Origin of the sequence: Xenorhabdus santafensis, assembly GCF_033949405.1 — a bacterium.
Lineage (GTDB): Bacteria > Pseudomonadota > Gammaproteobacteria > Enterobacterales > Enterobacteriaceae > Xenorhabdus > Xenorhabdus santafensis.
Window position 1 is genome coordinate 17,154 of record NZ_VCDN01000026.1, and the last position, 22,042, is coordinate 39,195.

Below are 22,042 nucleotides of genomic sequence, written 5' to 3' on the forward strand. Positions count from 1 at the left end.
AGGCACTCCAATGCCTGCTTTTTTGTGAAATCTTTTGGCTAAGAATAGACAAGAATCAAATGCTACTTTGTATTCCCAGCTGCACTAGTATATGCTGTGAATAGTTATTATTAACTTTGCTCTTCGTCAGGCGATCTCTTGAGATATCTATCTTCTTTTCAGACGTCATTAAAAATATCCCGTTATCTTTTTCGGGTGCTTGGATTTATGGTGTGGGCACTCGGTGCCTTATTAACAAGTTTTTATGTGATCGATATTTTTAATAAGGTCAAAGCAGATATTGCGTATGAATATAATGCTAACTACGATGTAGCATTTACTTTTATGCGGGGTCTTACTGCTACTTTGCGTGACTTCCAATATATGGCCGAGGATCAACTATCAGTAAGGAATGATAAAAACCAAATAGTTACCCCGCCATATGATTACAGCGTTTTCTCATACACATCCCTGAACTCAAATTCCGATTGTAATACCTTACGAAAAACAGAGCATAATAAAATAGATTCATTGAATCGCGCGATTTCATTTTGGTCGCATAATATCGCGGCCTTGCGTGGGGTAAACCAAATATTTTTTATTGCTACACCCAGCATGTGTATGGTGAACTTTTCATCACGCAATAACATGATAGCCAGTGATGCATTAAAAAAGATGCTTTACGACAATACCCTCAAACTGGCTAAGTCACAAAATAACACCAGAGATAACTCTATTTTTTGGATTATTCCCAATTCAAGAATAGATGACGGGAACCTTTATGTCATTGCGCCAATTTACGCTAATGGGAAATTGGCCGGTCTTATTGGTTTCGAAAAGAGTATCAGGTTGGAACTCTTTCTCCAATTGAAAGAAAAACCCGTAATCATAACGATACTAAATAACTCAGGCCAAATTGATTTACAGCACCCAGTACAAACGAATAATCAGCAACCACCAATAAAATTCAAATTACAATCATCAGTAATGGGCTATGATGAAAATTTCACTTATTACATGATGACACGGCGGTTAGCGCCCTCCACATTATACGTTTCCTATGCGTTGCCCACGACATATATTTATGACGCTGTAAAAGTTGAAACGATCAATGCCATTATCTTGAATATAATTTCTGCAATATTGATTGCCTTTTTCGTTTGGCTGCTTGAGCGAAGAATATTCGCTCCGGCAGAAAATAATGCCATGCGCCTTGAAGAGCACGAACAATTCAATCATAAAATTGTCGCATCTGCCCCTGTAGGCATAAGTATATTAAGAGTTAGCGACGGTACGAGTATCCTGAGTAATGAGCTGGCTCATAACTATATCCAAATGCTGACGTTTGAAGATCAAAAACGTATCGTGGATATTATTTGCGATAAGAACAGCAGCTATATTGATGTCGTTACCAGCAACAATAACCACTTGCAGATTAGTTTTGTGCATTCACGCTATCTTAACGAAGAAGTGGCAATTTGCGTGCTGATCGATGTCAGTACCCGCGTGAAAATGGAAAAATCACTGCAAGAAATGGCCTCAGCAGCAGAACAAGCCAACCAAGCAAAATCAATGTTTCTTGCAACCGTCAGCCATGAGTTAAGAACCCCATTATATGGGATCATTGGTAATCTGGAGCTGGTGCAATCTCATTCATTGCCGCCAGAATCTTCTCGATTGTTGGCAACAATGAGCAACTCATCCTCATTATTGCTAAAAATTATCAGCGATATCCTTGATTTTTCAAAAATAGAATCCAATCAATTGAAAATCGAACCCAATGATTTCAGTTACAAAGAAATCATATCGCATGTAATCTCCAATTATCTTCCTCTGATGACCAAGAAAGGATTGGGGTTATACTGCTATATAGAACCTGACCTTCCTGACATCATTCGCAATGATCCGCTCAGGTTACAGCAAATCATTTCTAACCTGCTTAATAACGCAATAAAATTTACTGCATCTGGCTGTATTATTATTGAAATCAATTCCAAACATGGTTACCTGTATATCAGCATCAGAGATACAGGGCTGGGAATTGAAGATAAATTGCAGTTCCAGCTATTCGAACCCTTCTTCCAAATCGCATCTAATAAAGAAAGTTCTTCACAAGGTACTGGGTTGGGTCTGGCTATTTGTGAAAAGCTCATCAATTTAATGGATGGCGATATCGAGTTCGCTTCACAGAAACATATTGGCAGTATCTTTTCTGTTCGCCTGCCTCTGTATGGCGTGAAATTTAATGTCAGAAAAATACCGGAAAGGCGAGATCAGAAAAAGATATTGCTGGCTATCCGCAATGATTTTATGGAAAAATATTTACAGAATTTCCTCTCACAAAATCATTTCCGCGTTGTTCTTTTTGACGGGTATAATATAGACAACTCAGAAATACTCATTAGCGACCACCCAAATGAGCAAAAAATTGCGGTCGATTATTATATAGAAATATCAGAAAAGCATATTGGCCCACCAAAACAAATTCATGAAAATTATTGGCTGCATAACACTTATGAGCTAAATAAATTAGATGATATTCTGGACAACCTACTGGCAGAACAAAATAATATCATTTCTAACCCAGTTATATCGCTCCCTCTGCTTTCAGCAAAAACAATTAAAACTGACAGTAATTTGAGTTCATTTAAGGTATTGGTTGTTGATGATCATCCCATCAATCGACATTTGTTGGTCGATCAATTGAATTCAATCGGGTTTAATACATCAATGGTCAATGACGGCATTGAGGCCATTGAATATTTAAAAAACAATCCAGTAGATATTATTCTGACCGATGTCAATATGCCAAATATGGATGGCTATGAGCTCACTGAATATTTAAGGAATAATGACTACAGTAAGCCAATTATTGGCATCACCGCTAACGCATTGGCAGATGAAAGGCAACGTTGTGCCAATGTCGGAATGGATAATTGTCTATCAAAACCTGTTTCACTCGCAACGTTAAAAAGTGTACTAATAAAATATATCAATGCTGAAAATAAGAAATATTGATTTTATAAATAACAAAAAATCGGTAACTTCTGCTACCGACCCTCTGTTAAGGAAGATAACCCATTACCTATTTACCAATATCTTTGTCAATGGTGACAGATGATAAATAATTTAACAACGCAATATCGTTATCAACCCCCAGTTTCAGCATCGCTGATTTTTTCTGACTACTAATAGTCTTAATACTGCGATTAAGTTTCTTGGCAATATCAGTAACCAGAAAACCTTCAGCAAATAAACGCAAAACTTCACTTTCTTTTGGAGATAAACGCTTATCTCCGTAACCATTAGCATTTACTTTTTCCAACAATTTAGACACGCTTTCTGGCGTGAATTGTTTACCTTTTTGTAAAGCAGAAAGTGCCTTCGGTAAATCAGTTGGCGCTCCCTGCTTCAACACTATTCCTTCAATATCAAGCTCAAGTATCGCGCTTAAAATTGCTGGGTTATTGTTCATTGTAAGAACAATAACCGCCAATGTTGGGTAATGACGTTTAATATATTTTATTAAGGTGATACCGTCGCCATATTTATCCCCAGGCATCGATAAATCTGTTATGAGAACATCTGCTTCTATATGTGGCAAACTATTAATGAGCGTAGTTGAATTCTCAAATTCACCAACGACATTAATCCACTCAATTTGTTCAAGTGACTTGCGAATGCCAAACAAGACTATGGGATGGTCATCAGCAATAATGACATTAAGGTTATTCATATTATTGGTTACCTTGCTGCAACAGCTTTGTGACAAAGGAATCAATGAGGCTGATGCTATTTTTGATTTCTACTTCATTATTGTCTGCTATGTGTTTTTCCAACGCCTCACATGATGACCTAAGAAATTTAAGCTCTAACATAGCGAACACCCCTTTAAGGCGGTGCACCGTTTGCGAAAGCGATACCAAATCATATTGCTCTATATCAGTATACAGTTTAGTGATATCCATAGGCACTGTCTCTCTAAATAACTCCCTATAGTCACTGTTAGCCAATTGAATTTGGCAATCCTTGATAATATCCCAAATGTTACTATCACCAAACGCAAATAAATCAATGCCCTCTACCGCATTCGTATTATCAGAGAGATCGTATGTTAGCTGAGTGAACTCAGGCGTTTCTCTGGATTCATCCGAACTGAAATTTTCTTCAATCAAAAGCGATATTGCATTGATAACAGAATCAACAAAATTGTAATTACATTTAATCAGGCCGGGTTTCACCTTCTCGAATCCGGCTAGACCACCTACTAATAATATAGTTGATTTTTTCTCTTTGTATCGTTTGTCCGTCAGAATAATATCGTACTCTTCCGTGACATTTTCTTTGCCTTTAACGAAATAGGCTGCACCATAATCGTCAAGATAAGTATGTATTATTTTACTAATTTCAGGATTATTGATATCAATTAAAGCCGTAATTCCCTCCAAAAGCCGTGGGGGTTCACTATTTTCATCATCATGCTGCACCAATGGCAGGTTGATCACATAGTGAGTTCCCAAGCTCAGCTTGCTTTTAATCTCAAGACTTCCATCCATTCTTTTACATAGCTGGTTACATAAATAAAACGTCATGCCAGAATTAGTAGAATACTTATCTTCTGCAGATTGATTCAAAAACGGATAATTCAAACTCGTCAAATCCTTTTCGCTTAAACCAGAGCCACTATCCACCAGCTCAATCTGAATATGGTTGTCATATTTACCAGAGCTATTAACGCTCAATGATATTTTACCATAGCTGGTTGTCGTCATTGCATAATTAAATAACAGCGTGACAATTTTACTTAATGCATCACCATCTCCAATGAATAAAGATTCATGGGGAATATTAAAATGATAATAAACCCGTAATCCCTTAGCATTTAAGGTTGCCAATGAAGCCTTTAAAATATTCTCCAATCGTGCGGATAGAGAGAATACCTCATTTACAGGCTGCCAGTCACCTAATTCTAACCCATTGAGCAACGAAATATTATCAACCCATTCTGTGATATATTCAGATTTAGCCAATAATTTATCCAGTAGCTTAAGTTCATTTTCATCTTGCGATAACTGCTTTAGTTGAACGGCAATGTCATTCATTCCCTTAATTGGGACTTTTATTTCATTGTTAATATTCGAAAGCATTGAACGTCTGGCTTGAATGCTTTTATCATATTCTCGATGAGCAAGTTGCAGTCGCTTATTTATCATGACTTCCTGATCTTTGTCTTGCAGCAAGAATAAGTATGTTTCAGGCAATAAGTCATTATTATACATTTTCACTTCATAAATCGCCTCATCAATGGATGTTTGAATGACACCATGATGTTGTTGCGCGACCGCCTTTACTTTATTCAAATCTAGATGTGGTATCAATTTTTCTGCAATTTTATTATATATAACTATCTGATTTGATTCAAAATCATAGACCAGCAATCCGATAGGAATATTGGCGATAATATCATTATTCAAGGCATTTTTAATTTTTAGTTCATGGCTCATAGAAGCATTAGGTGCAATATATCGCCGGCGAATATAAAATATACCGCTTAATGAGAATAAAAAGAAAAGCAATATTGAAAGCAAGAGCCAGACATTTCTGAACAATAAATCCGCAATCAGAGTTTTCAATGGAACTTGATAAACTAATTTATACGGCATCATCTTAAGCGGTTGCGAGAACTCCAGCCAAAAACCATTCAATGAAACATCCACGTTATTGGAGTTATCGAAATCATGTAAATTAGTCGCTTGCAGACGAAAGTTTGCAGGTGACATATCAACCGGCAAAAGGTTATTGATGGGTAGATCAAAAGCAATAACGGTGGTTAATTGACCGACTGAATTAAACGCAGCTTTGTAAGTATAGAAATAAAGATTCTCACTGCGCAGTACATTAATAGGGGAAATACTCTCTTTTTCCTCCAGTGTAATAGATTGATCCAACATCTCAGAACGCCTTATATCCGGAGTCCTAGTCAGGTAACTCTCCTTGAACTTTATTTCTGGTTTTAAAACTGAATGATTAGTTACCAGAAGTAAGTTGTTGTCTTTCCCATTGAGATAATACATGGACAAGTATTCATTGCGTGATCCCCAGAGAATTCCCAGATAGTTAGAAAGCTGCTGGGCAAGTTGAACGCTCGAATCGTTGAACTGCCCGAAAATAATTGCATCAACACTTTGATTACGATTTTCTAGCCAATAGGCATCAGGACGAAGTTTTATCAATGACCCACTTCTTTGAGAAGAAGCTGGCAAAGTATTAGATTGCTCAAAGATATGATTTGCGTGATAGCGATAATCTGCAATCTGCAATCTCAACTTCGCGGTTACACTACTGATAGCATATTTTTTCTCCATCAGCCAAATATCAAAATAGTTATACCCGAATAAAAATAGAGACGTAAAAAGCAAAGTAACAAATAGCGTGTAAAAACGAGGGATCGCGGATGGCTTGATAGGTGGTTGCTTAGACATTCTTTATATCATTGCCTGTAATGTGAATATATTATGGTTAATATGACACCAATCCATAAATAAATAAGCAGATGGATTGCGTTTAATACTAGCAGGTTAGCGGATGAAAAGGCCATTGCAGATCGAAGATTGAGCAAACAGTAAAAAAAACACGATTTTTTATCTTTGGGGGGTAGACACATCAAAGCGATATAGGCATAATCTCGCGCCATGGAAGGATGGCCGAGCGGTCGAAGGCAGCGGTCTTGAAAACCGCCGATGGGAAACCATCCTAGAGTTCGAATCTCTATCCTTCCGCCAAATTTCGCCGGCTTAGCTCAGTTGGTAGAGCAACTGACTTGTAATCAGTAGGTCACCAGTTCGACTCCGGTAGCCGGCACCATACAAAAACCCGTTATCTCTCTGAGATAGCGGGTTTTTACTTTTTGTTACTCCATTGAACATTCAGTTTTATTTCGTTGAAATAGCGTCAGTTGAAGCCCGGCAGGTGCCTCCAACCGACTATTAATAGAATGGAAAGGTGTCTGTTGTGGTATACCGAGCACCTCGGCACCTGCGCTTTGTAATGAAGAAGTCGCTTCCATTACATCAGTGACTTCAAACGCAACCCGAATCCAACCTGAAACCCGCCTACCCACTTCAATTCTATCAATAAAATCTGCCGTAGAAGGCTCAACCAGCTCAAGCGTGGCACGCCCTGCTTCCAAGATTGCGACCTTGCCATTATCCGGCGGCACTGCATTGATTTCAGTAAGCCCTAAAGTATCACGATAAAATGCCAAGGCTTTGTCAAAATCTTCTGTAGTCACTACGAGTCGCAATTCTTTTACAGCTTGCTTTGTCATAAATTATTCATCCCATATACTGAATTATTTTCATCACTAGTTTTAGAAAAACAAACAATATCACCATCATTTTGTGGTATTCAAATTCAATGTTTTCAGCAAAAGATGAGAATAACTCAGCATGAAAAGACGATTTCCGTCATTAAGCTCATTGAGAGTTTTTGATACCGTAGCACGATTGAAAAGTTTCAAATTAGCTGCGGAAGAGATTGGTGTTTCCCCTACGGCAATAAGCCACCAAATTAAATTATTAGAAAGTCAGTTAATGGTACGTGTCCTTGAGCGCTCACCACGCCGCGTAATGTTAACCACAGAAGGAAACATTCTATATTCCGCGACAACCCAAGCATTTTCATTACTCAAAACTGCCATCGCGAAAATTGACTCACAGCATAATCCCGTTCCTTTAACACTAACGACTACTACAGCGTTTATCAGTTGTTGGCTAGTACCGCATCTCACACTTTTACGTGAGCAACTTCCTGATATCGACCTTCGATTTCATGCAAATGATAATGTGATTGATATTGAAGCAACTGGTGTTGATTTAGCTATCCGCTATGGCTTTCCCTCAGAAAAGGAAGCGAATGTATACCCCATTTTTAAAGATGATTTTGTGTTGGCAGCCAGCCCTTCTTTACGCATTAACAAATTAGAAGATTTACTACAAATGACATTAATTCATACCGATGGTCGACGTATTCCAGCTCCTCCTCCTGATTGGGATATCTGGCGTTCTCTATTTGGCCCAAAAGATTTAACTGTTTCTCATGGTTTACATTTCACAGATGAAGTTCACTCAATACAGTCTGCGATTGCCGGTCAAGGTGTTGTCATTGCCAGCCGACTTATGCTGCGACAAGCCATTAAAGATGGCCTATTGGTTTGCCCCTTTCCTTATCAATTATGTGGTGCCACTTACTACATTATCGAAAACCGAAACAGCCAACATACCAATGCCATTAAATATTTTCGTCAGTGGATTGAGACGCAGATAAATAAGTAAACAACAAAATAGTAAAGCTGGGTTTACACCGAATGTATCATTGATTTGACAGCCATAAATCAATCATTTAACCTGCCTGTCTTATAACTATTTTTCAACATAACCAGAAACGAGGAAAGCGTGAAAAATCGCACTATTGGCAGTATTTTTATTGTCGCCGGAACGACGATTGGTGCGGGGATGCTGGCTATGCCACTGGCATCAGCGGGAGTGGGTTTTGGCACTACATTCGCTATGTTAGTCGCCCTATGGGCATTAATGAGTTATACAGCACTCCTGCTTGTAGAAGTTTATCAACATAATACATTTAATACTGGATTGGGGACCATTGCAAAACGCTATCTCGGATTTGGTGGTCAAGTGTTGGCGGGCTTCAGTATGCTTTTCCTTATGTATGCCCTGACGACAGCCTATATCAGTGGCGCAGGAGAATTGTTGGCAGCGAGCCTTTCTTCTTGGCTGGAAAAACCCATTTCTGTCACTACTGGGATTATTACTTTCACCCTTATTGCTGGCGGCGTTGTTTGTATCGGCACCCAATCCGTCGATTTAATTAATCGCCTGCTGTTTACAGCCAAAATAGTTTTTCTGGTTATCGTACTCGGCGTAATGATGCCGCACATTGATAAAATTAATTTGGTATCCATGCCCATAGAGCAAGGGTTAGTATTATCGGCCATTCCGGTGATTTTTACGTCATTTGGGTTTCACGGCAGTGTGCCAAGCATTGTTGCTTATATGGGAGGGGATACCAATAAACTACGTAAAATCTTTATCATCGGCAGTGCCATTCCCCTGTTCGCTTATATTCTGTGGCAACTGGTCACTCTTGGCGCCATTTCCTCAAATACTTTTGTGGGTATTCTTGCACAGCAATCTGGCCTGAATGGTTTATTGCAAGCGGTCAGAGAAGTTGTTGCCTCACCAAAAGTAGAACTTGCCGTTCATTTGTTTGCCGATCTCGCCTTGGCGACATCTTTTCTGGGTGTTTCTCTGGGGCTGTTTGATTACCTGGCTGATTTGTTGAAACGCCGCAACCACGCTAAAGGCCGCCTACAAACCGGGTTGATTACGTTTGTTCCGCCTTTGCTGTGTTCGTTGTTCTACCCTAACTTTGTTATGGCTCTGACATATGCCGCTGTAGCACTCTCCATCTTGGCACTGTTATTGCCTTGCCTGCTGGTTTGGCGCAGCCGGGCAGAAAACAAGGAAGGCTATCGCGTAAAAGGGGGCAAACCCGCCTTAATCTTTGTCTTCCTCTGTGGAATTGCGGTTATTGCCATTCAAATTAGCATCGTGACAGGGGTTCTGCCTCAGGTAGGATAAGCTCGGCGGTGTAAGGTTATCCGCATTAATATTGATGCGGATAACCTTAGCATCTGTCACTTGCTATAAATTAAAACAATTGTCAAAAATTAAAGTAATTGCTAGAAACTAAAGCCCGCACCGACATAAAAACCGTCCGAAACTTTATTGTTACGATGACCGTTCTTCCCTTTTATATCAATGACTCGATAACCTGCATCAACAGTCAGGGGTTTAAAGAGGACATAACGCAACCCTCCAGCAGCTTCAGTATAAGAATCCATTCCTGACGTTAAACTTTCTGGGGCACCATAAGCCTCACCATACAGGGATAAAGATGGGAAAACCGCCCAACTGAGCCCGACACCTCCCGCCAATGCCGCACCATTGCTTCCGTCTTTTGGAGACAGATAAAGAGCCTTGCCACCGACACTTGCCGTAAATGGGCCAACAGGCAGAGCAAAAAGAGCCCCTAAGCTGCCAAGCTGACCATTATGATCGCTGCGAGTCCAGTTGCCATTAAAAGACAGACCCGCATTTTTATCACCAATTCCCACAGATGTACTTGTATTATGTTTTCCTGCCTGTATATCCATAGAAATAGCATTTGCCGCACTAGCTACAAAGAGCAAGCTGAGTGCACCGCCAGTAATCAAACTTTTCATATTCATCTCTCTTTTTAATGATTGGGTGCTGATGCCACTACTTAAGATAGTTTACTAAAAAACAAGGAATGCCATAGCCACCAAAGGAAATGAAACATTTAGATTTATCAAGATGTGTAAATATTGCAACTATTGCTTAGTTTATACCGCTTTTTTCCGTTCTTCCTTCCAAAACCCATAGTTTAATTTGCTGGCGTGAAAGTTTTATTCCACCATTTTTCAGTTGAACGGGTAATAAATAGCAGGCCACTGGACGCTGGAAAACAGCCAGTTTGTCCGAAAGCCAATCGATAAGCGTTGCCGCCAAGGCTGGATGTTGAGTGTCGATCACTGCTACCGGGCGATGACCGAATTCCATATCGGGAATGGGAACAACAATACTTTGTTCTATTTGGGGATGCTGATTAATGATTCTCTCGATATCTTCTGGCTGAATTCCCTCCCCGCCACTAAAAAATTGGTTATCGAGACGCCCTAAAATACGCAATTCTCCCTGATCGAACATGCCTCGATCGCGGGTTGGAAACCAGCCATCGCTATCTGTCAAGGGTTTCAATTCGCCATCAAACCAATAGCCCATGGCGATACTATCCGCGTGAATTTGAATTTCCTCATCCACCAAACGAATGAATTTTCCCGGCAGCGGGTTCCCTACTCCCGGCAATTCATCCGACCTTTTCACGCAAACAGTTGATGCCATTTCTGTCAGGCCATAACCACACCAGCAATGTATTCCCAGTTGTTCCGCTTGTTGGGTCAGTACCGTTGGTATCGTTGCCCCTCCCAATAGAACTTCTTTTAAGGTCAATTTATGTTCATTGGGTTGATGCAACAAACGCCAAAGCTGGGTAGGAACCAGCGATGCATGAGTACAACCGGATACCGCTCGATTTAGTGGATGCAAGCTCCGGAACAGCGCCAATTCTGCCCCTGTTTGCAGCCAGCGCCACAAAATCCCTTGACCTGAAACATGATATAGCGGCAATGAAAGCAACCAACGATCATGTGGTTGAAAATCCATGCAAGACAGGATGCCTTGTGCACTGGCAAGGTGGGCATTGATAGAATGCACGGCGGCTTTCGGCAACCCCGATGAACCCGAAGTCAAAATCATGCTGGCAGGGCGATGGCGTTGCCATATTTTTGGCTGTTCAGAGATCACCTGCGGTATTTGGCACCAATCGAGTTTTTTGACTTCAAGGCTTGGTGAAGGTGAATCAGTGAAGTCCACTCCATAATCGAGACTGAGATGAGGCAGCAATTCCGCCAATAATTTTTCTGGCAGTTGAGGATTTAAAGGCAAAACCCGTGCTCCGCATTGCAGCGCGGCAAGATAACACAACAGGAGTTCCACACTGTTTTTGCCCCTGAGGAGCATGCCATTGCCTTCGGAAAGCCCCTGCTGCTGGAAACTGGCAGCAATGACATTGATTCTTCGTGTTATTTGCTGCCAAGTTAATGACTCATCATCTAATTGAATAGCCAGTTTATTGGGATGGGTTGCAGCCCAGTGCTGCCACGGCCATTCCATAAATTCGATTACTGACATTCATGGCTCCAAACGCGTGCCAGTTTATCCAATTCAGTACACGCAATATCACTATCCGGCCAGCACCGGATAAGCTGTGACTGAATAAGATCCAGCGTATCCAGGCCTGGAACAGTATCGGGTGTCAACCAGTGAGCAAGACGAGCCAATTGAGTCAAACCGAAACTCGTTTCAATGCTGGAGCTAATTACCGCTTCCAGTCCTGCCTGATGTGCCTCTGCGATCAGCCGACGACAACGGGCAATGCTGCCTACCAATGTTGGTTTAATGACAATGGCAGAAACCCCTTCTTGTGCTGCTATTGTAAAATCTGCTTCACGCACACTTTCATCCCATGCGATTGCGATCCCAGTTTTGCGGGCAAATGCCAGCGACTCTTCCCGGGTTTTACAAGGTTCTTCAAGGAAAGCAATTCTTCGCCGATATTCAAGATTGACATATTTCGCAAAACCATCAGCTTTTGTCGATGTCCAGCTACGGTTGGCATCCAATCGCAGTTGAAGGTCGGGCACAGCTTCCAGCATGACATTCACGACCATGCCATCCCGAACTGCCTCGTATAATCCAACTTTAATTTTAGCCACCTTCTGACCCGGCATATTGCCCAGCCGCAGGATCACCTCATCAGGATCTCCCGTGCATAATGGAGCCTTGCGATAATTGGCTTCTTCCGGCAATTCGCCCTGTAATTCAGCCAACGCACAACTAATACCAAACGCAACAGAAGGAAGCGTGCTTTCTTCCTGCTGAGTTTTTTCTGCGGATGGAACATTCAGGCACCATTGTTGTAACCATTCCACTGCTGCTGCTTTCGCTTGTTCCAGTGTTTCGTGGCTGAATTCAGGTAACGGGGAAATTTCTCCCCACCCCTCACGTCCATTATCCTGCAAATGAACCAAGAAACCGTCGCGGATTTTCAGGCGCTGGTGGCGCAGAATGACACCTGCCTCCATTGGCAGGCTGAATTGATATAAAGTTGCTTTACGCATTATGGATTTCGCTTGAATTTGCTGAAATCAGGATGACGTTTTTCATTGAATGCATTGCGCCCTTCCTGCCCTTCTTCCGTCATATAAAACAGCATCGTGGCATTCCCCGCCAACTCCTGTAAACCGGCCTGACCATCGCAATCTGCATTTAATGCAGCTTTCAAGCAACGTAACGCCATTGGACTGTTTTCCAACATTTCCCGGCACCAACGCACAGTTTCTTTTTCCAGCTCAGCATAAGGTACGACCGTATTGACCAGTCCCATATCCAATGCTTCTTTCGCATTATACTGGCGGCACAAAAACCATATTTCACGGGCCTTTTTCTGCCCCACGATCCGGGCCATATAAGATGCCCCCCAGCCACCATCAAAAGAACCAACTTTGGGGCCAGTTTGACCGAAAATGGCGTTGTCTGCGGCAATGGTCAAGTCACACATCAAATGCAATACATGACCACCACCAATAGCATACCCTGCAACCATGGCAACGACAGGTTTTGGACAAGTGCGGATCTGGCGTTGAAAATCCAATACATTCAGGTGATGTACTCCGCCGTCATCTTTGTAACCACCGTAATCGCCACGGATTTTTTGGTCTCCGCCCGCACAAAAAGCTTTTTCTCCCATTCCCGTCAGAATAATCGTACCAATTTCATCGTCATATCGGGCATCGGCCAGTGCTTGCATCATCTCTTTGACAGTCTGGGGACGAAATGCATTGCGTACCTGTGGGCGATTAATTGTAATTTTTGCGATGCCATCAAGGGATTTATGGTAAAGAACGTCTTCAAATTCATGGGAATAATCTTGCCATTCAACAGGGGCATATAGTTCTTCTTCGTTTGGATAGAGCATTATTGAATTTCCTTAACCAAAAAGTGATAAAAAGTGGTTTACTGCGGCCGAAAAAGCTACAGGATTACCATAATGTGCGTTATGCCCAACTTGAGGGATCGTTTTTAATGGCAGAGAATATCGCGCCGCTATTTCCTGAAATTTACAATCATTTTCGCCACATAGATAGGAAAAAGGCATATTTAATTGTTGTAAATCAGGAACTAGCCAAGATTGATGGGCCAGAGAGGTATTTTCCAACATATCAGCGATACAACTGCCTCTATTTTTGCTGCGAACATGGAGTAACTGTTTACGTTGCTCCGAGGTTAGATCGGCAAATACCGCTTGCTGATACCAATCAACCAGAACAGATTCGATTGGCTCTTGCCGAAAACGTTGCGCCCAATGTTTATCATGCTGCAATCGCACGGCGCGATCCTGCGGGGAAGGCAGCCCCGGATTTCCCCCTTCAACCAAAACCCCCCGCAAGCCATCATGTTTACCGTAAGTTGCATGATGCATGGCAATCCGGCCGCCCAATGAATAACCAATCAACCAATAATCATCAATCTGCTGCTCAGACAAGGTTGCATCCAACAGCACACTCATCTCAGCAAAGCCGCCTTTTAATGTAATATCGGCGGAACTGCCGTGGCCGGGGAGATCGATAACCAATGACGCATACTGATCACAGGCATTCACTACAGGCAGCCAGTCATCGCCGCCTCCCAATAGGCCATGCAGCCAAACTAGCCATGCGCCTTGATTATGTGAATGAAACTTCTGGCAGCCCAATGTCACAGCATTTCCACCTGTTTTAGCAATGCTTGCAGACATTCAGCCCCTTCACTGCCTGCAACTTTCACTTCAATCAATGTGGCTTCGTTGCGTTTCCACGCTTGTTTAGAGAGTCGCTCTAATTCTGCCCAGCTTGCCGGAGCGGCATAATTCAGGCCGAACATCGCCGCAGCGTGGTCAAAATTGACATTTTGCGGCATGCAGTAAAAATGCTGGCGTTCTTTCTCCGGTGTTGGTAACAGTGAGAAAATCTGGCCGCCATTATTGTTGACAATGATGAGCAGTAGCGGCGCAGGAAGATCACGCAACAAGGCCAGACTGTTTAAATCGTAGAGTGCAGAAATATCACCAATAATCGCCAGTGTCGGTTTATTGGTTGCCCGTTGAACACCGGCGGTGGTTGCAATCAATCCATCAATCCCACTGGCACCACGGTTACTGTAAACCGGATATCCCGCCGGCAACTGCCCTAAAGCATCGACCAAACGCACAATCAAGCTATTGCCGATAAATAATTGCCCATGCTGCGGTAACAATTGATGCAATTGATGGGCAACTGACGCTTCACTGAATTTTCCTGCCAGTTTTATTTCGACACATTCGCGTGCTTTTTTTGCCCAGATGCCCAACTCATCTGCCCAAGGCAATGGTTGGGAGCATGCGGGATTTTCCCGTAACCAATCAATAACACGGCAAGTAAATTTACGCCCTCGATGGTGAGCAGGATCAAGCCTGCCGGCAATGGGATCTACAATCCAATATTCTTCCGGCTGGCATTTGGCCTGCCACTGCAACAACCGTTTCCCTGTCAGACTGGCACCAAATTGAATGACTAAGTTCCCCTGAGCCAAAATGCTCTGAGCCTGAGGATGATTCAGCCACAAATCTGCATTCGGCAATGATTGCCCGGCTTGGGACAAAACATCACTAATCAGCGGCCAACCCATCTCTTTCGCCCACAAAGCAACAAGCTGCCCTTCTTCGGCACTCATTCTACCAGCCAGCACAATGCCCTGTTTCTTCTGCCAAAATTGCCAATCATCAACCTTGGCAATAAAGTGAGTTGCAGATTGTTTCAACCACGGTTCATCTCCTTGCCACCAGTCTCCCAATGTTTGCAGCCATTCCTCCTGCGCGGTGGAATCATTGTCATACAGAGGTTCAGCAAAAGGGCAATTAATATGCAATGCGCCTTGCTTCAGGTTTGACATTCCATTATCGATAGAAGAAACCAGCCAACTGGCAGGAATATCTGCGGCAGGGCGTGGCAACGCAAGGGCTTGAGTGGGATGGGAGGCAAAAATACCTATTTGGCGAATGGCTTGATTTGCCCCACAATCGATTAATTCTGGCGGCCTGTCCGCGGTAAGAAAAATCAAGCGTTCTCCCGTCAATCCGGCTTCAATCAATGCAGGATACAAATTAGCGACAGCCGTTCCTGATGTCACAATAACGGCTACGGGTTCTTTGCCTGCTTTAGCGAGCCCCAGAGCCAAATGTCCCAGACCACGCTCATCGAAATGTGTATGGCAGACAAGTTTGTGGTTTTCTGCGGCTGCCAGCGTTAATGGTGTTGAACGGGAACCTGGCGCAATACAAACATGACGCAATCCATGGCGGGTTAGTGCTTCCAATAAAAGTTTCGCCCAATGGCGGTTCAGTGCGCTGTTTGACATACGATGCCCAAAGGTTTCTTTTCAGAAAAAAGTTTTCAAAAAAATGTTAACAAATAAAAGGTATTATATAAGGCATTCATTTCGTTAATCGTTGTAAAAGCCATTTCTTTATCTTAGTTCAAAGAATTGTCACTTAATTAGCAATAATTTCAGCCATAGAGTTTTGCGCGCCACGCTGATGCTTGAGATACGGGTAGGTTGATCAATGACTAACTTGTTTGGGAATGGGTTTGCTTGACAATAAAAAGAGAAAACCAGCCAGAAGGTAATTTTTGGCTGGTCTTACAGATTGGCATTACTTAAGAACATTATCAAGGATAGTTAATATACAATGTTGCCGTTGCATTAACTTTTCCCGCAGTGATATGGCCAGCTGTTTGGATATAACGCGCCTTGAAAGGAATCGAATAATAGCCGAGCTCACTGATACCCAATTTAATTAAAGAATCAAATATCACAGGTTGATCTTGATATAAAACCTGAATGCCGACACCTTCCGCTGCATCATTACCTTGCTCAGCTGCCAGTACATTATCAGTACTGCCTGAACTCGTCGCCTTTAATACAATTCCAATGGGGGTTCTGGCATTGCAATCCAAATTAATATCAAACGGTTTCTCGCCTGCTGTGCTATTAATACCGGAAAAATCTCTGGTTCCGATCTTATCCATCTTGACAATAATGTCTTCATTATTTTTCAAGTGACAAGTGGATGGTATGAAGTTTATATCTTCAAATGTTGAAGAATATATTTTAAGATCTGACACGCGAGCTGTAATTTCGATCGGCTTAATAAAACCTGAACCAGTCAAATGTTGTGTTTTCACAAATGCAAGCTCGGCTTGCTTTCCCTTATCATGGATTCGGATCCGCATATCTATACCCGATACGCCAGTATCATAAGTCGCTTCATCGCCGCCTCGCATAATACGGGAGTGCCCTTTGACTTCCCAGACAATTTCTTCCGGCGAACTGCAGGAGTAGCTTTCTCCGACTATATCCATTTGACGAAACCAAATCGAATTCCCCACACTGTTTTCTCTACCCACAGTAGATGTCACATTTGACGATTTGTGTCCTTGTACAGAGAAACCTTTTCTTAAATGACAAGAACCCGCATAACTATCATTGATAGACATCCCTATTAACACACTGATAGCAGCCAACAATAATGAGTATTTTTTATAGAAAATAAACATATAAGCAAGATCCTATTCGCAATTCATATCCAAGGTATATAGGCCAGATGAAGGTCTTTTTTCCGGCAGGATATAATTGACAATGCAAATTTTAGGGTTTACTCCCCCCCATTGAACTCGTAGCTTGCCACTATCTGGCATGGCCGTGAGGTAGACTTGCCCTTCACTACTGACAATCGCATTCTGGGCTTCACTAAGTTCGTTTGATTGCTCCGACATGACCTTGGCTCCGAAAGGCACTGGCTTGCCGCGATAAGAGAGATACATCAAGATCCGGTTCCCTTTGCGGGTTTGAAAATCGGCCAGAACGAGTGCACCTTTTGTCGGCACAACAGATTGCGTATTTACATCAATATCAACATCGTCAGCAAAGGAGTGAGGCTCCAAAGCCACCCTGTTTTTATGGTAGCTACTGGCATAGGGCACAACGGCATAACCGTTCCAATCCGTAGTCACCGCTGAGTGATTGGCAATTTTGATGCCTTTCGCATCTTTTGCCCGCACCAATACCGCAGTTTCACCGATTACCTGAGATAAAGTCAGCCCATATGGATGGATGACAATTCCGCCAGTTAAACCGTAATTTAATTGCTGGCTATAACTCTTATCATTTTCGTATCGATAGTTATATCCGGCACGGATTTGACCATAGCTTCCTTTATAACCCACATGGATATTTCCATTGGTTCCCTCGCCTTTATTGAAATAATCTTGTTGCAAGCCATAGGACAGATTATTATCCGCCAACATGGTTCCATTCAGATTAATTCGCTGCGACAGGCGGCCGCGCCTATTGACATTAGCACCATAGCTCGCCCAACTATTTTTTAACCAGCGATCGAGGGGCACACTGACACTCAGCGAGAGTATTTGATCATGTTCGCTGGTATTCGGCTGAATACTATAGGTATAAGCCAAGCTATAATTGATCCCTTTGTGGCTGACGTTATAATTCGCATTGATTGAACGCTCATACCCCTTTTTTTGCCAATAATCTTGCTGCGATGCAGTGAGATATAATCCGCCAAAATCTCCCAATGATTGGTTGATTTGTAACTGAAATTTATTTTTTTTATTCAGGCTTCCAGAATAATAAGGCGGTGATTCAATACGATTGGCCTCAGAGAAATCATAAAAGCCTTTTGTCGAATATCGGTAATCCGCAAGCGAAAAATGCGTGCCCGTCTGCGAAAAACCTTTCGTATATTCCACCTTATAGGCCAAACCCGATGTTCTGTTATTGGAGGGCAATTCAGCCCAAGCATGGGTGACATTAGTCGAGAGTGCCCCTAATTTGCCAAAATCAATACTCGCCCCAAGCAAAGCAGATTGATACTTATCGGATAAAATCGTCCCGCCATAAGCCGTCAGCTTTTTATATAAACCGTAGTTCAATTCTCCCTGGAAAAAATACGGTTTACGCTGGTTGTGACTTACTGTGCGATAACGACCCATTGCCAATGAATACCTGATACTGCCTTCCCTTAGCATAATGGGAGCTGCTGTAAATGACTGAGTAAAAACGCGCTCCCGGCCATCTGCCTCTTTAATAATAATTTCTAAATCGCCGCTGGTTGTAGTGGGATACAGATCGTTAATTTCAAATGCTCCCGGCGGAACATAAGTCTGATAAATCACATAACTATTTTGCTTAATTGTCACCTGTGCATTGCTCTGGGCAATACCTCGTACAATTGGAGCGAAGCCTCTTTGGCTATCCGGCAACATGTTTTCATCGGAAGCGAGTTTAACACCACGGAATTGCACCCCCTCGAATAAGCGACTGGATGTAAAGCTATCACCAATCGTCAATTGCCCTTTGAGGGGATGTATATCACGCTGTAAATATGTATTGACACTTTGCCAATGCTGATTCTGATCGGAGTAAATAGACTCATTGCGAAAGCGCCAAGATTGCCAATTCACTCTTGATGCCAAACTCAGGAAATCACTCCTCGTTGAATGATGTCGGCTTTGCCAATTTGTGGAACCAGCATAATTATAATTAATCATCAAGGCTGTTAATCCTTGATCCCATAAATTAGGGGGAACATCATTGTGAGCAGTATAATTCAAAGCTATTTGAGGAATACTGATATTTAAGCGTTGCCGATTAAAATCTAAATCAACACTTGCATGGGAGATATATTTGTCAATATCTGTCACCACTGTATCGGGAGATAGCTTAGCCAGCTCAGGAAACATATCCAGTTTAACGCCCATTTCCTGCCATTGTTTCACCGTTAGTTTTGGCTTTAGTTTTTTATCCTCCACAATAAATTCAAGACGTTCTTTGCCTATCGCCTTGGTATTTAAAAAAACATCCACCAAATAATTCCCCGGTGGCTGCAAATCATTTTTAAAAATAGACAAGTCTACATCTTCAGGCAATAACCCATCAATTTTTAATGCTTGAATATTGAATTTATCTTCCGCATGTCCCGTTATGTGGTAAGAGCAATCTCCTATCACAATCAATGCAGAAAGTAAAAATCTATAATTCTTGCCACGATAAAATCGGTCAGCAAGATTATGTTGGATAAGTTTTGGCATATAAATTTTCTAAAATGTGATGAAGTCGTTTGTTGGCTAATATTTAAAATTCATCGGATATAAAAACTAAATATCCATAGATTCAGCCTGAGTTTCACCGCCATAATCATTAATAGCCTTCCAATTTACTTTTTGAGCGTTTTTCAGCGGCAAAGGCCAACTTAATTGACCAAAAGGCTTAATCATACCGGCATGGTTAATTTTGTGGTTATCAACATCAAGAGATGAAAATGAGATAAAATGAGGCGTGGGATTTTCAGCTACCAATTTCCCATTTTCTTTTTTAAATTTAATTTGTTTGTAAGCAACCATCGCATGTTCTTTCAAATGAGCAGGGCGATGGAATAATTTTAAACGTGAATTTACGATAATTTGCAATTGATTTATATTTGAATCTGAATTTGATATTTTTGGAATGGATTTAATATTAACCCAAAATATCGATTCCCTATCCGTTGGTAATTCATTGCCAACCTTAACAATTCGTACAACATTTTCGTTGTTGGCCGGTAACTTAAATAATGGTGGCGTTACAATAAAAGGCGTTTTTGTTTTATCGTTTTCATCTTGAATCCAGGTTTGAATCAGATAAACCGAATCCTGCTCTGGATTAGTCACAGAAATAGAAACTTCTTTTTTATCACTCAAATAAACAACTCGGGTTCCACCAATAACAACACCTGCAACAGCGATACTACCACTTAAAAAATAGAATAAAATAACAAAGAAAAGACGATAACAGGACACGGTTATTTCTCCACCCAATTATGGTTGGTTATATTTAATAGAGTAAACCTGGCATCCTTGTCAGGTTTACGCATATATACCCATAGTCTTTCAAATTACATCTTTGTTGGCCATACTCACTCTCCCTCCAACATAATAAAATATGTTCCCGAGGCATGCTCCCTTTACCAATTAGACGAAATCTGAAACCCATAAGGTATAAATTTTCGAGCTACAGTTTTTTAAATTAAACTATAACTTGAAAGTTACTAAGGATAATATATGAATTTAAAACTATTAATTATATGCTACAGTAAAATTAGTCACCGCATTAGCAGCGCCTGGGCTTACTTGCTTTTGAGTGGCAACATATTTAGCAACGAATTTTAACGATTGTTCTCCACCTTTAACAATTGGATTATTCATAGAGGATGAAGCCAAAGAGATATTAGACTGAGTATCTGCTTCATAAATACCAATAGCAACACCAGTTGCAGAATTATGATCTTTAGACAGCGCTAAAAGGTCTCTATTCTGGTTATCACTAGGACCATCAAATTTAATAGTCACATGGTTCTCTTTCATCTCTTTTGGACAATCCAGTAATTTGATTTCAAATTTTGTTGGTGCAGCAGTATCACCTACATTTTTGAATGAACTAGAACTAACAACACCCATTTTAACGGTTTGATCCGCAGAGTCGCTATGAACCTTACAAGCATTCTGTATTACTTCTCCTTCAAAACGAACTTTACCATCTGCTGCATTTGCAGTTGTAGCAAATAAAGAAGATATAAAAAGAGAAGAAATAAGCAGCTTAGATTTCATTAAATTAAACCCCATTAGTTGATATAAAGAATCCTATCAACTGATTAAAAATTACAGAAGATAAGGAAATATGATCACGTACTTGATAGACACTTCCGACACACTTCGTTAGCGCATCTACAACGATTGTCTTTTATCCAAAAGATACAGCCATCCCCCTCTCTTATGTGGCCTATAAGAGATTAGTTTTAGCATTTCGGTTAAGACAGGATCATAATAGCGTTAATTTAACATAGATCAACATAATTTCCCGAATACCATGTATATTCAGAACTTTATGCTACATTTTTACTAAATGTTTACTATGGCGCATTATGTATAAGCGAAATCAATAAATATAATGCTGAAAAATCATTAATTATAAAATTATATATAATTAGTACTCTAATAGTCACTATTGTTTTATAGATATTATCTATGTTTTATTTTACCAATTAAATGATTTACATAGTTATATTAACCCATGTGACAGTCTGCTTTTCATAAAAATTAATAATTTAAATTCAGATAGATACAAACAAATAGGCAATGGTATTAAGCAAGAAAAAAACCAGATTAGATATCGACGGGGGAGTTAACTAAATTTTCCAGGCCAATAAACGA

The 22,042-nt window shown here is 41.2% G+C and carries 16 protein-coding genes and 2 tRNA genes; 5 read left to right on the forward strand and 13 right to left on the reverse strand.

Annotated features, from left to right (window positions below; genetic code table 11):
- Nucleotides 1–138 precede the first annotated feature (138 nt).
- Complete coding sequence (rcsC, locus tag FE392_RS07855; protein WP_319929679.1) at nucleotides 139–2,997, forward strand: two-component system sensor histidine kinase RcsC; 2,859 nt, start codon at nucleotides 139–141, stop codon at nucleotides 2,995–2,997.
- 67 nt (nucleotides 2,998–3,064) lie between these two features.
- Here the strand turns inward: rcsC and rcsB are convergent, their stop codons facing one another.
- Both rcsB and rcsD read right to left on the reverse strand, forming a co-directional pair.
- Nucleotides 3,065–3,715: a response regulator transcription factor RcsB gene (rcsB, locus tag FE392_RS07860; RefSeq protein WP_319929680.1), complete on the reverse strand. Its 651-nt coding sequence runs from the start codon at nucleotides 3,713–3,715 to the stop codon at nucleotides 3,065–3,067.
- A gap of 1 nt (nucleotide 3,716) precedes the next feature.
- Nucleotides 3,717–6,461: a phosphotransferase RcsD gene (gene rcsD, locus FE392_RS07865; RefSeq protein ID WP_319929681.1), complete on the reverse strand. Its 2,745-nt coding sequence runs from the start codon at nucleotides 6,459–6,461 to the stop codon at nucleotides 3,717–3,719.
- Between the two features lie 212 nt (nucleotides 6,462–6,673).
- On the opposite strand from rcsD, the gene FE392_RS07870 reads away from it, so the two are divergent.
- Together FE392_RS07870 and FE392_RS07875 are read left to right on the forward strand one after the other, a co-directional pair.
- Nucleotides 6,674–6,761: transfer RNA gene (locus tag FE392_RS07870), tRNA-Ser, on the forward strand.
- A gap of 6 nt (nucleotides 6,762–6,767) precedes the next feature.
- Nucleotides 6,768–6,843, forward strand: a tRNA-Thr gene (locus FE392_RS07875).
- Between the two features lie 46 nt (nucleotides 6,844–6,889).
- On the opposite strand, the gene FE392_RS07880 is transcribed toward FE392_RS07875, so the two are convergent.
- Nucleotides 6,890–7,306, reverse strand: coding sequence for a VOC family protein (locus FE392_RS07880; RefSeq protein ID WP_319929682.1), 417 nt, complete (start codon nucleotides 7,304–7,306; stop codon nucleotides 6,890–6,892).
- 121 nt (nucleotides 7,307–7,427) lie between these two features.
- Between FE392_RS07880 and FE392_RS07885 the strand changes: the two genes are divergently transcribed.
- Nucleotides 7,428–8,312 carry a LysR substrate-binding domain-containing protein gene (locus FE392_RS07885; protein WP_319929683.1) on the forward strand — a complete coding sequence of 295 codons (885 nt, stop codon included), beginning with the start codon at nucleotides 7,428–7,430 and terminating at the stop codon, nucleotides 8,310–8,312.
- A gap of 120 nt (nucleotides 8,313–8,432) precedes the next feature.
- On the forward strand, nucleotides 8,433–9,638 hold the full coding sequence (gene tyrP, locus FE392_RS07890; protein ID WP_319929684.1) for a tyrosine transporter TyrP: 1,206 nt from the start codon (nucleotides 8,433–8,435) through the stop codon (nucleotides 9,636–9,638).
- Between the two features lie 101 nt (nucleotides 9,639–9,739).
- Here the strand turns inward: tyrP and FE392_RS07895 are convergent, their stop codons facing one another.
- The 10 genes from FE392_RS07895 to FE392_RS07940 form a co-directional block, all read right to left on the reverse strand.
- Nucleotides 9,740–10,282 (reverse strand): YfaZ family outer membrane protein, encoded by a 543-nt coding sequence (locus tag FE392_RS07895; RefSeq protein ID WP_319929685.1) that lies wholly within the window; start codon nucleotides 10,280–10,282, stop codon nucleotides 9,740–9,742.
- Between the two features lie 136 nt (nucleotides 10,283–10,418).
- Nucleotides 10,419–11,831 (reverse strand): o-succinylbenzoate--CoA ligase, encoded by a 1,413-nt coding sequence (menE, locus tag FE392_RS07900; protein WP_319929686.1) that lies wholly within the window; start codon nucleotides 11,829–11,831, stop codon nucleotides 10,419–10,421.
- Nucleotides 11,822–12,820: an o-succinylbenzoate synthase gene (gene menC, locus FE392_RS07905; protein ID WP_319929687.1), complete on the reverse strand. Its 999-nt coding sequence runs from the start codon at nucleotides 12,818–12,820 to the stop codon at nucleotides 11,822–11,824. The genes menE and menC overlap by 10 nt, the downstream gene beginning before the upstream one ends.
- On the reverse strand, nucleotides 12,820–13,677 hold the full coding sequence (gene menB, locus FE392_RS07910) for a 1,4-dihydroxy-2-naphthoyl-CoA synthase (RefSeq protein ID WP_319929688.1): 858 nt from the start codon (nucleotides 13,675–13,677) through the stop codon (nucleotides 12,820–12,822). Before menB ends, menC begins: the two co-directional genes overlap by 1 nt.
- Before the next feature lie 12 nt (nucleotides 13,678–13,689).
- Complete coding sequence (gene menH, locus FE392_RS07915; RefSeq protein ID WP_319929689.1) at nucleotides 13,690–14,496, reverse strand: 2-succinyl-6-hydroxy-2,4-cyclohexadiene-1-carboxylate synthase; 807 nt, start codon at nucleotides 14,494–14,496, stop codon at nucleotides 13,690–13,692.
- The gene (menD, locus tag FE392_RS07920) at nucleotides 14,457–16,133 is read right to left on the reverse strand and encodes a 2-succinyl-5-enolpyruvyl-6-hydroxy-3-cyclohexene-1-carboxylic-acid synthase (RefSeq protein WP_319929690.1); all 1,677 of its coding nucleotides are present in this window, start codon (nucleotides 16,131–16,133) and stop codon (nucleotides 14,457–14,459) included. The genes menH and menD overlap by 40 nt, the downstream gene beginning before the upstream one ends.
- Nucleotides 16,134–16,444: 311 nt before the next feature.
- Entirely contained in the window at nucleotides 16,445–17,332 is an 888-nt protein-coding gene (locus tag FE392_RS07925; RefSeq protein WP_319929691.1) for a fimbrial protein, read from the reverse strand.
- Nucleotides 17,333–17,344: 12 nt separating this feature from the next.
- Nucleotides 17,345–19,885 carry a fimbria/pilus outer membrane usher protein gene (locus tag FE392_RS07930; RefSeq protein ID WP_319929692.1) on the reverse strand — a complete coding sequence of 847 codons (2,541 nt, stop codon included), beginning with the start codon at nucleotides 19,883–19,885 and terminating at the stop codon, nucleotides 17,345–17,347.
- A gap of 66 nt (nucleotides 19,886–19,951) precedes the next feature.
- Nucleotides 19,952–20,632, reverse strand: a complete 681-nt coding sequence (locus FE392_RS07935) for a fimbrial biogenesis chaperone (protein WP_319929693.1) — start codon at nucleotides 20,630–20,632, stop codon at nucleotides 19,952–19,954.
- A gap of 276 nt (nucleotides 20,633–20,908) precedes the next feature.
- A complete protein-coding gene (locus FE392_RS07940; RefSeq protein ID WP_319929694.1) occupies nucleotides 20,909–21,439 on the reverse strand; it encodes a fimbrial protein in 531 nt (176 codons plus the stop codon).
- Nucleotides 21,440–22,042: the final 603 nt, after the last annotated feature.

What these genes read in the sequence shown, in the direction of transcription:
- menB (WP_319929688.1), bottom strand. Translation starts at nt 13,677, where the DNA reads ATGCTCTATCCAAACGAAGAAGAACTATATGCCCCTGTTGAATGGCAA.
- FE392_RS07895 (WP_319929685.1), bottom strand. Translation starts at nt 10,282, where the DNA reads ATGAAAAGTTTGATTACTGGCGGTGCACTCAGCTTGCTCTTTGTAGCT.
- menC (WP_319929687.1), bottom strand. Translation starts at nt 12,820, where the DNA reads ATGCGTAAAGCAACTTTATATCAATTCAGCCTGCCAATGGAGGCAGGT.
- FE392_RS07925 (WP_319929691.1), bottom strand. Translation starts at nt 17,332, where the DNA reads ATGTTTATTTTCTATAAAAAATACTCATTATTGTTGGCTGCTATCAGT.
- menE (WP_319929686.1), bottom strand. Translation starts at nt 11,831, where the DNA reads ATGTCAGTAATCGAATTTATGGAATGGCCGTGGCAGCACTGGGCTGCA.
- FE392_RS07940 (WP_319929694.1), bottom strand. Translation starts at nt 21,439, where the DNA reads ATGAAATCTAAGCTGCTTATTTCTTCTCTTTTTATATCTTCTTTATTT.
- FE392_RS07885 (WP_319929683.1), top strand. Translation starts at nt 7,428, where the DNA reads ATGAAAAGACGATTTCCGTCATTAAGCTCATTGAGAGTTTTTGATACC.
- menD (WP_319929690.1), bottom strand. Translation starts at nt 16,133, where the DNA reads ATGTCAAACAGCGCACTGAACCGCCATTGGGCGAAACTTTTATTGGAA.
- rcsB (WP_319929680.1), bottom strand. Translation starts at nt 3,715, where the DNA reads ATGAATAACCTTAATGTCATTATTGCTGATGACCATCCCATAGTCTTG.
- FE392_RS07930 (WP_319929692.1), bottom strand. Translation starts at nt 19,885, where the DNA reads ATGCCAAAACTTATCCAACATAATCTTGCTGACCGATTTTATCGTGGC.
- rcsD (WP_319929681.1), bottom strand. Translation starts at nt 6,461, where the DNA reads ATGTCTAAGCAACCACCTATCAAGCCATCCGCGATCCCTCGTTTTTAC.
- menH (WP_319929689.1), bottom strand. Translation starts at nt 14,496, where the DNA reads ATGTCTGCAAGCATTGCTAAAACAGGTGGAAATGCTGTGACATTGGGC.
- FE392_RS07880 (WP_319929682.1), bottom strand. Translation starts at nt 7,306, where the DNA reads ATGACAAAGCAAGCTGTAAAAGAATTGCGACTCGTAGTGACTACAGAA.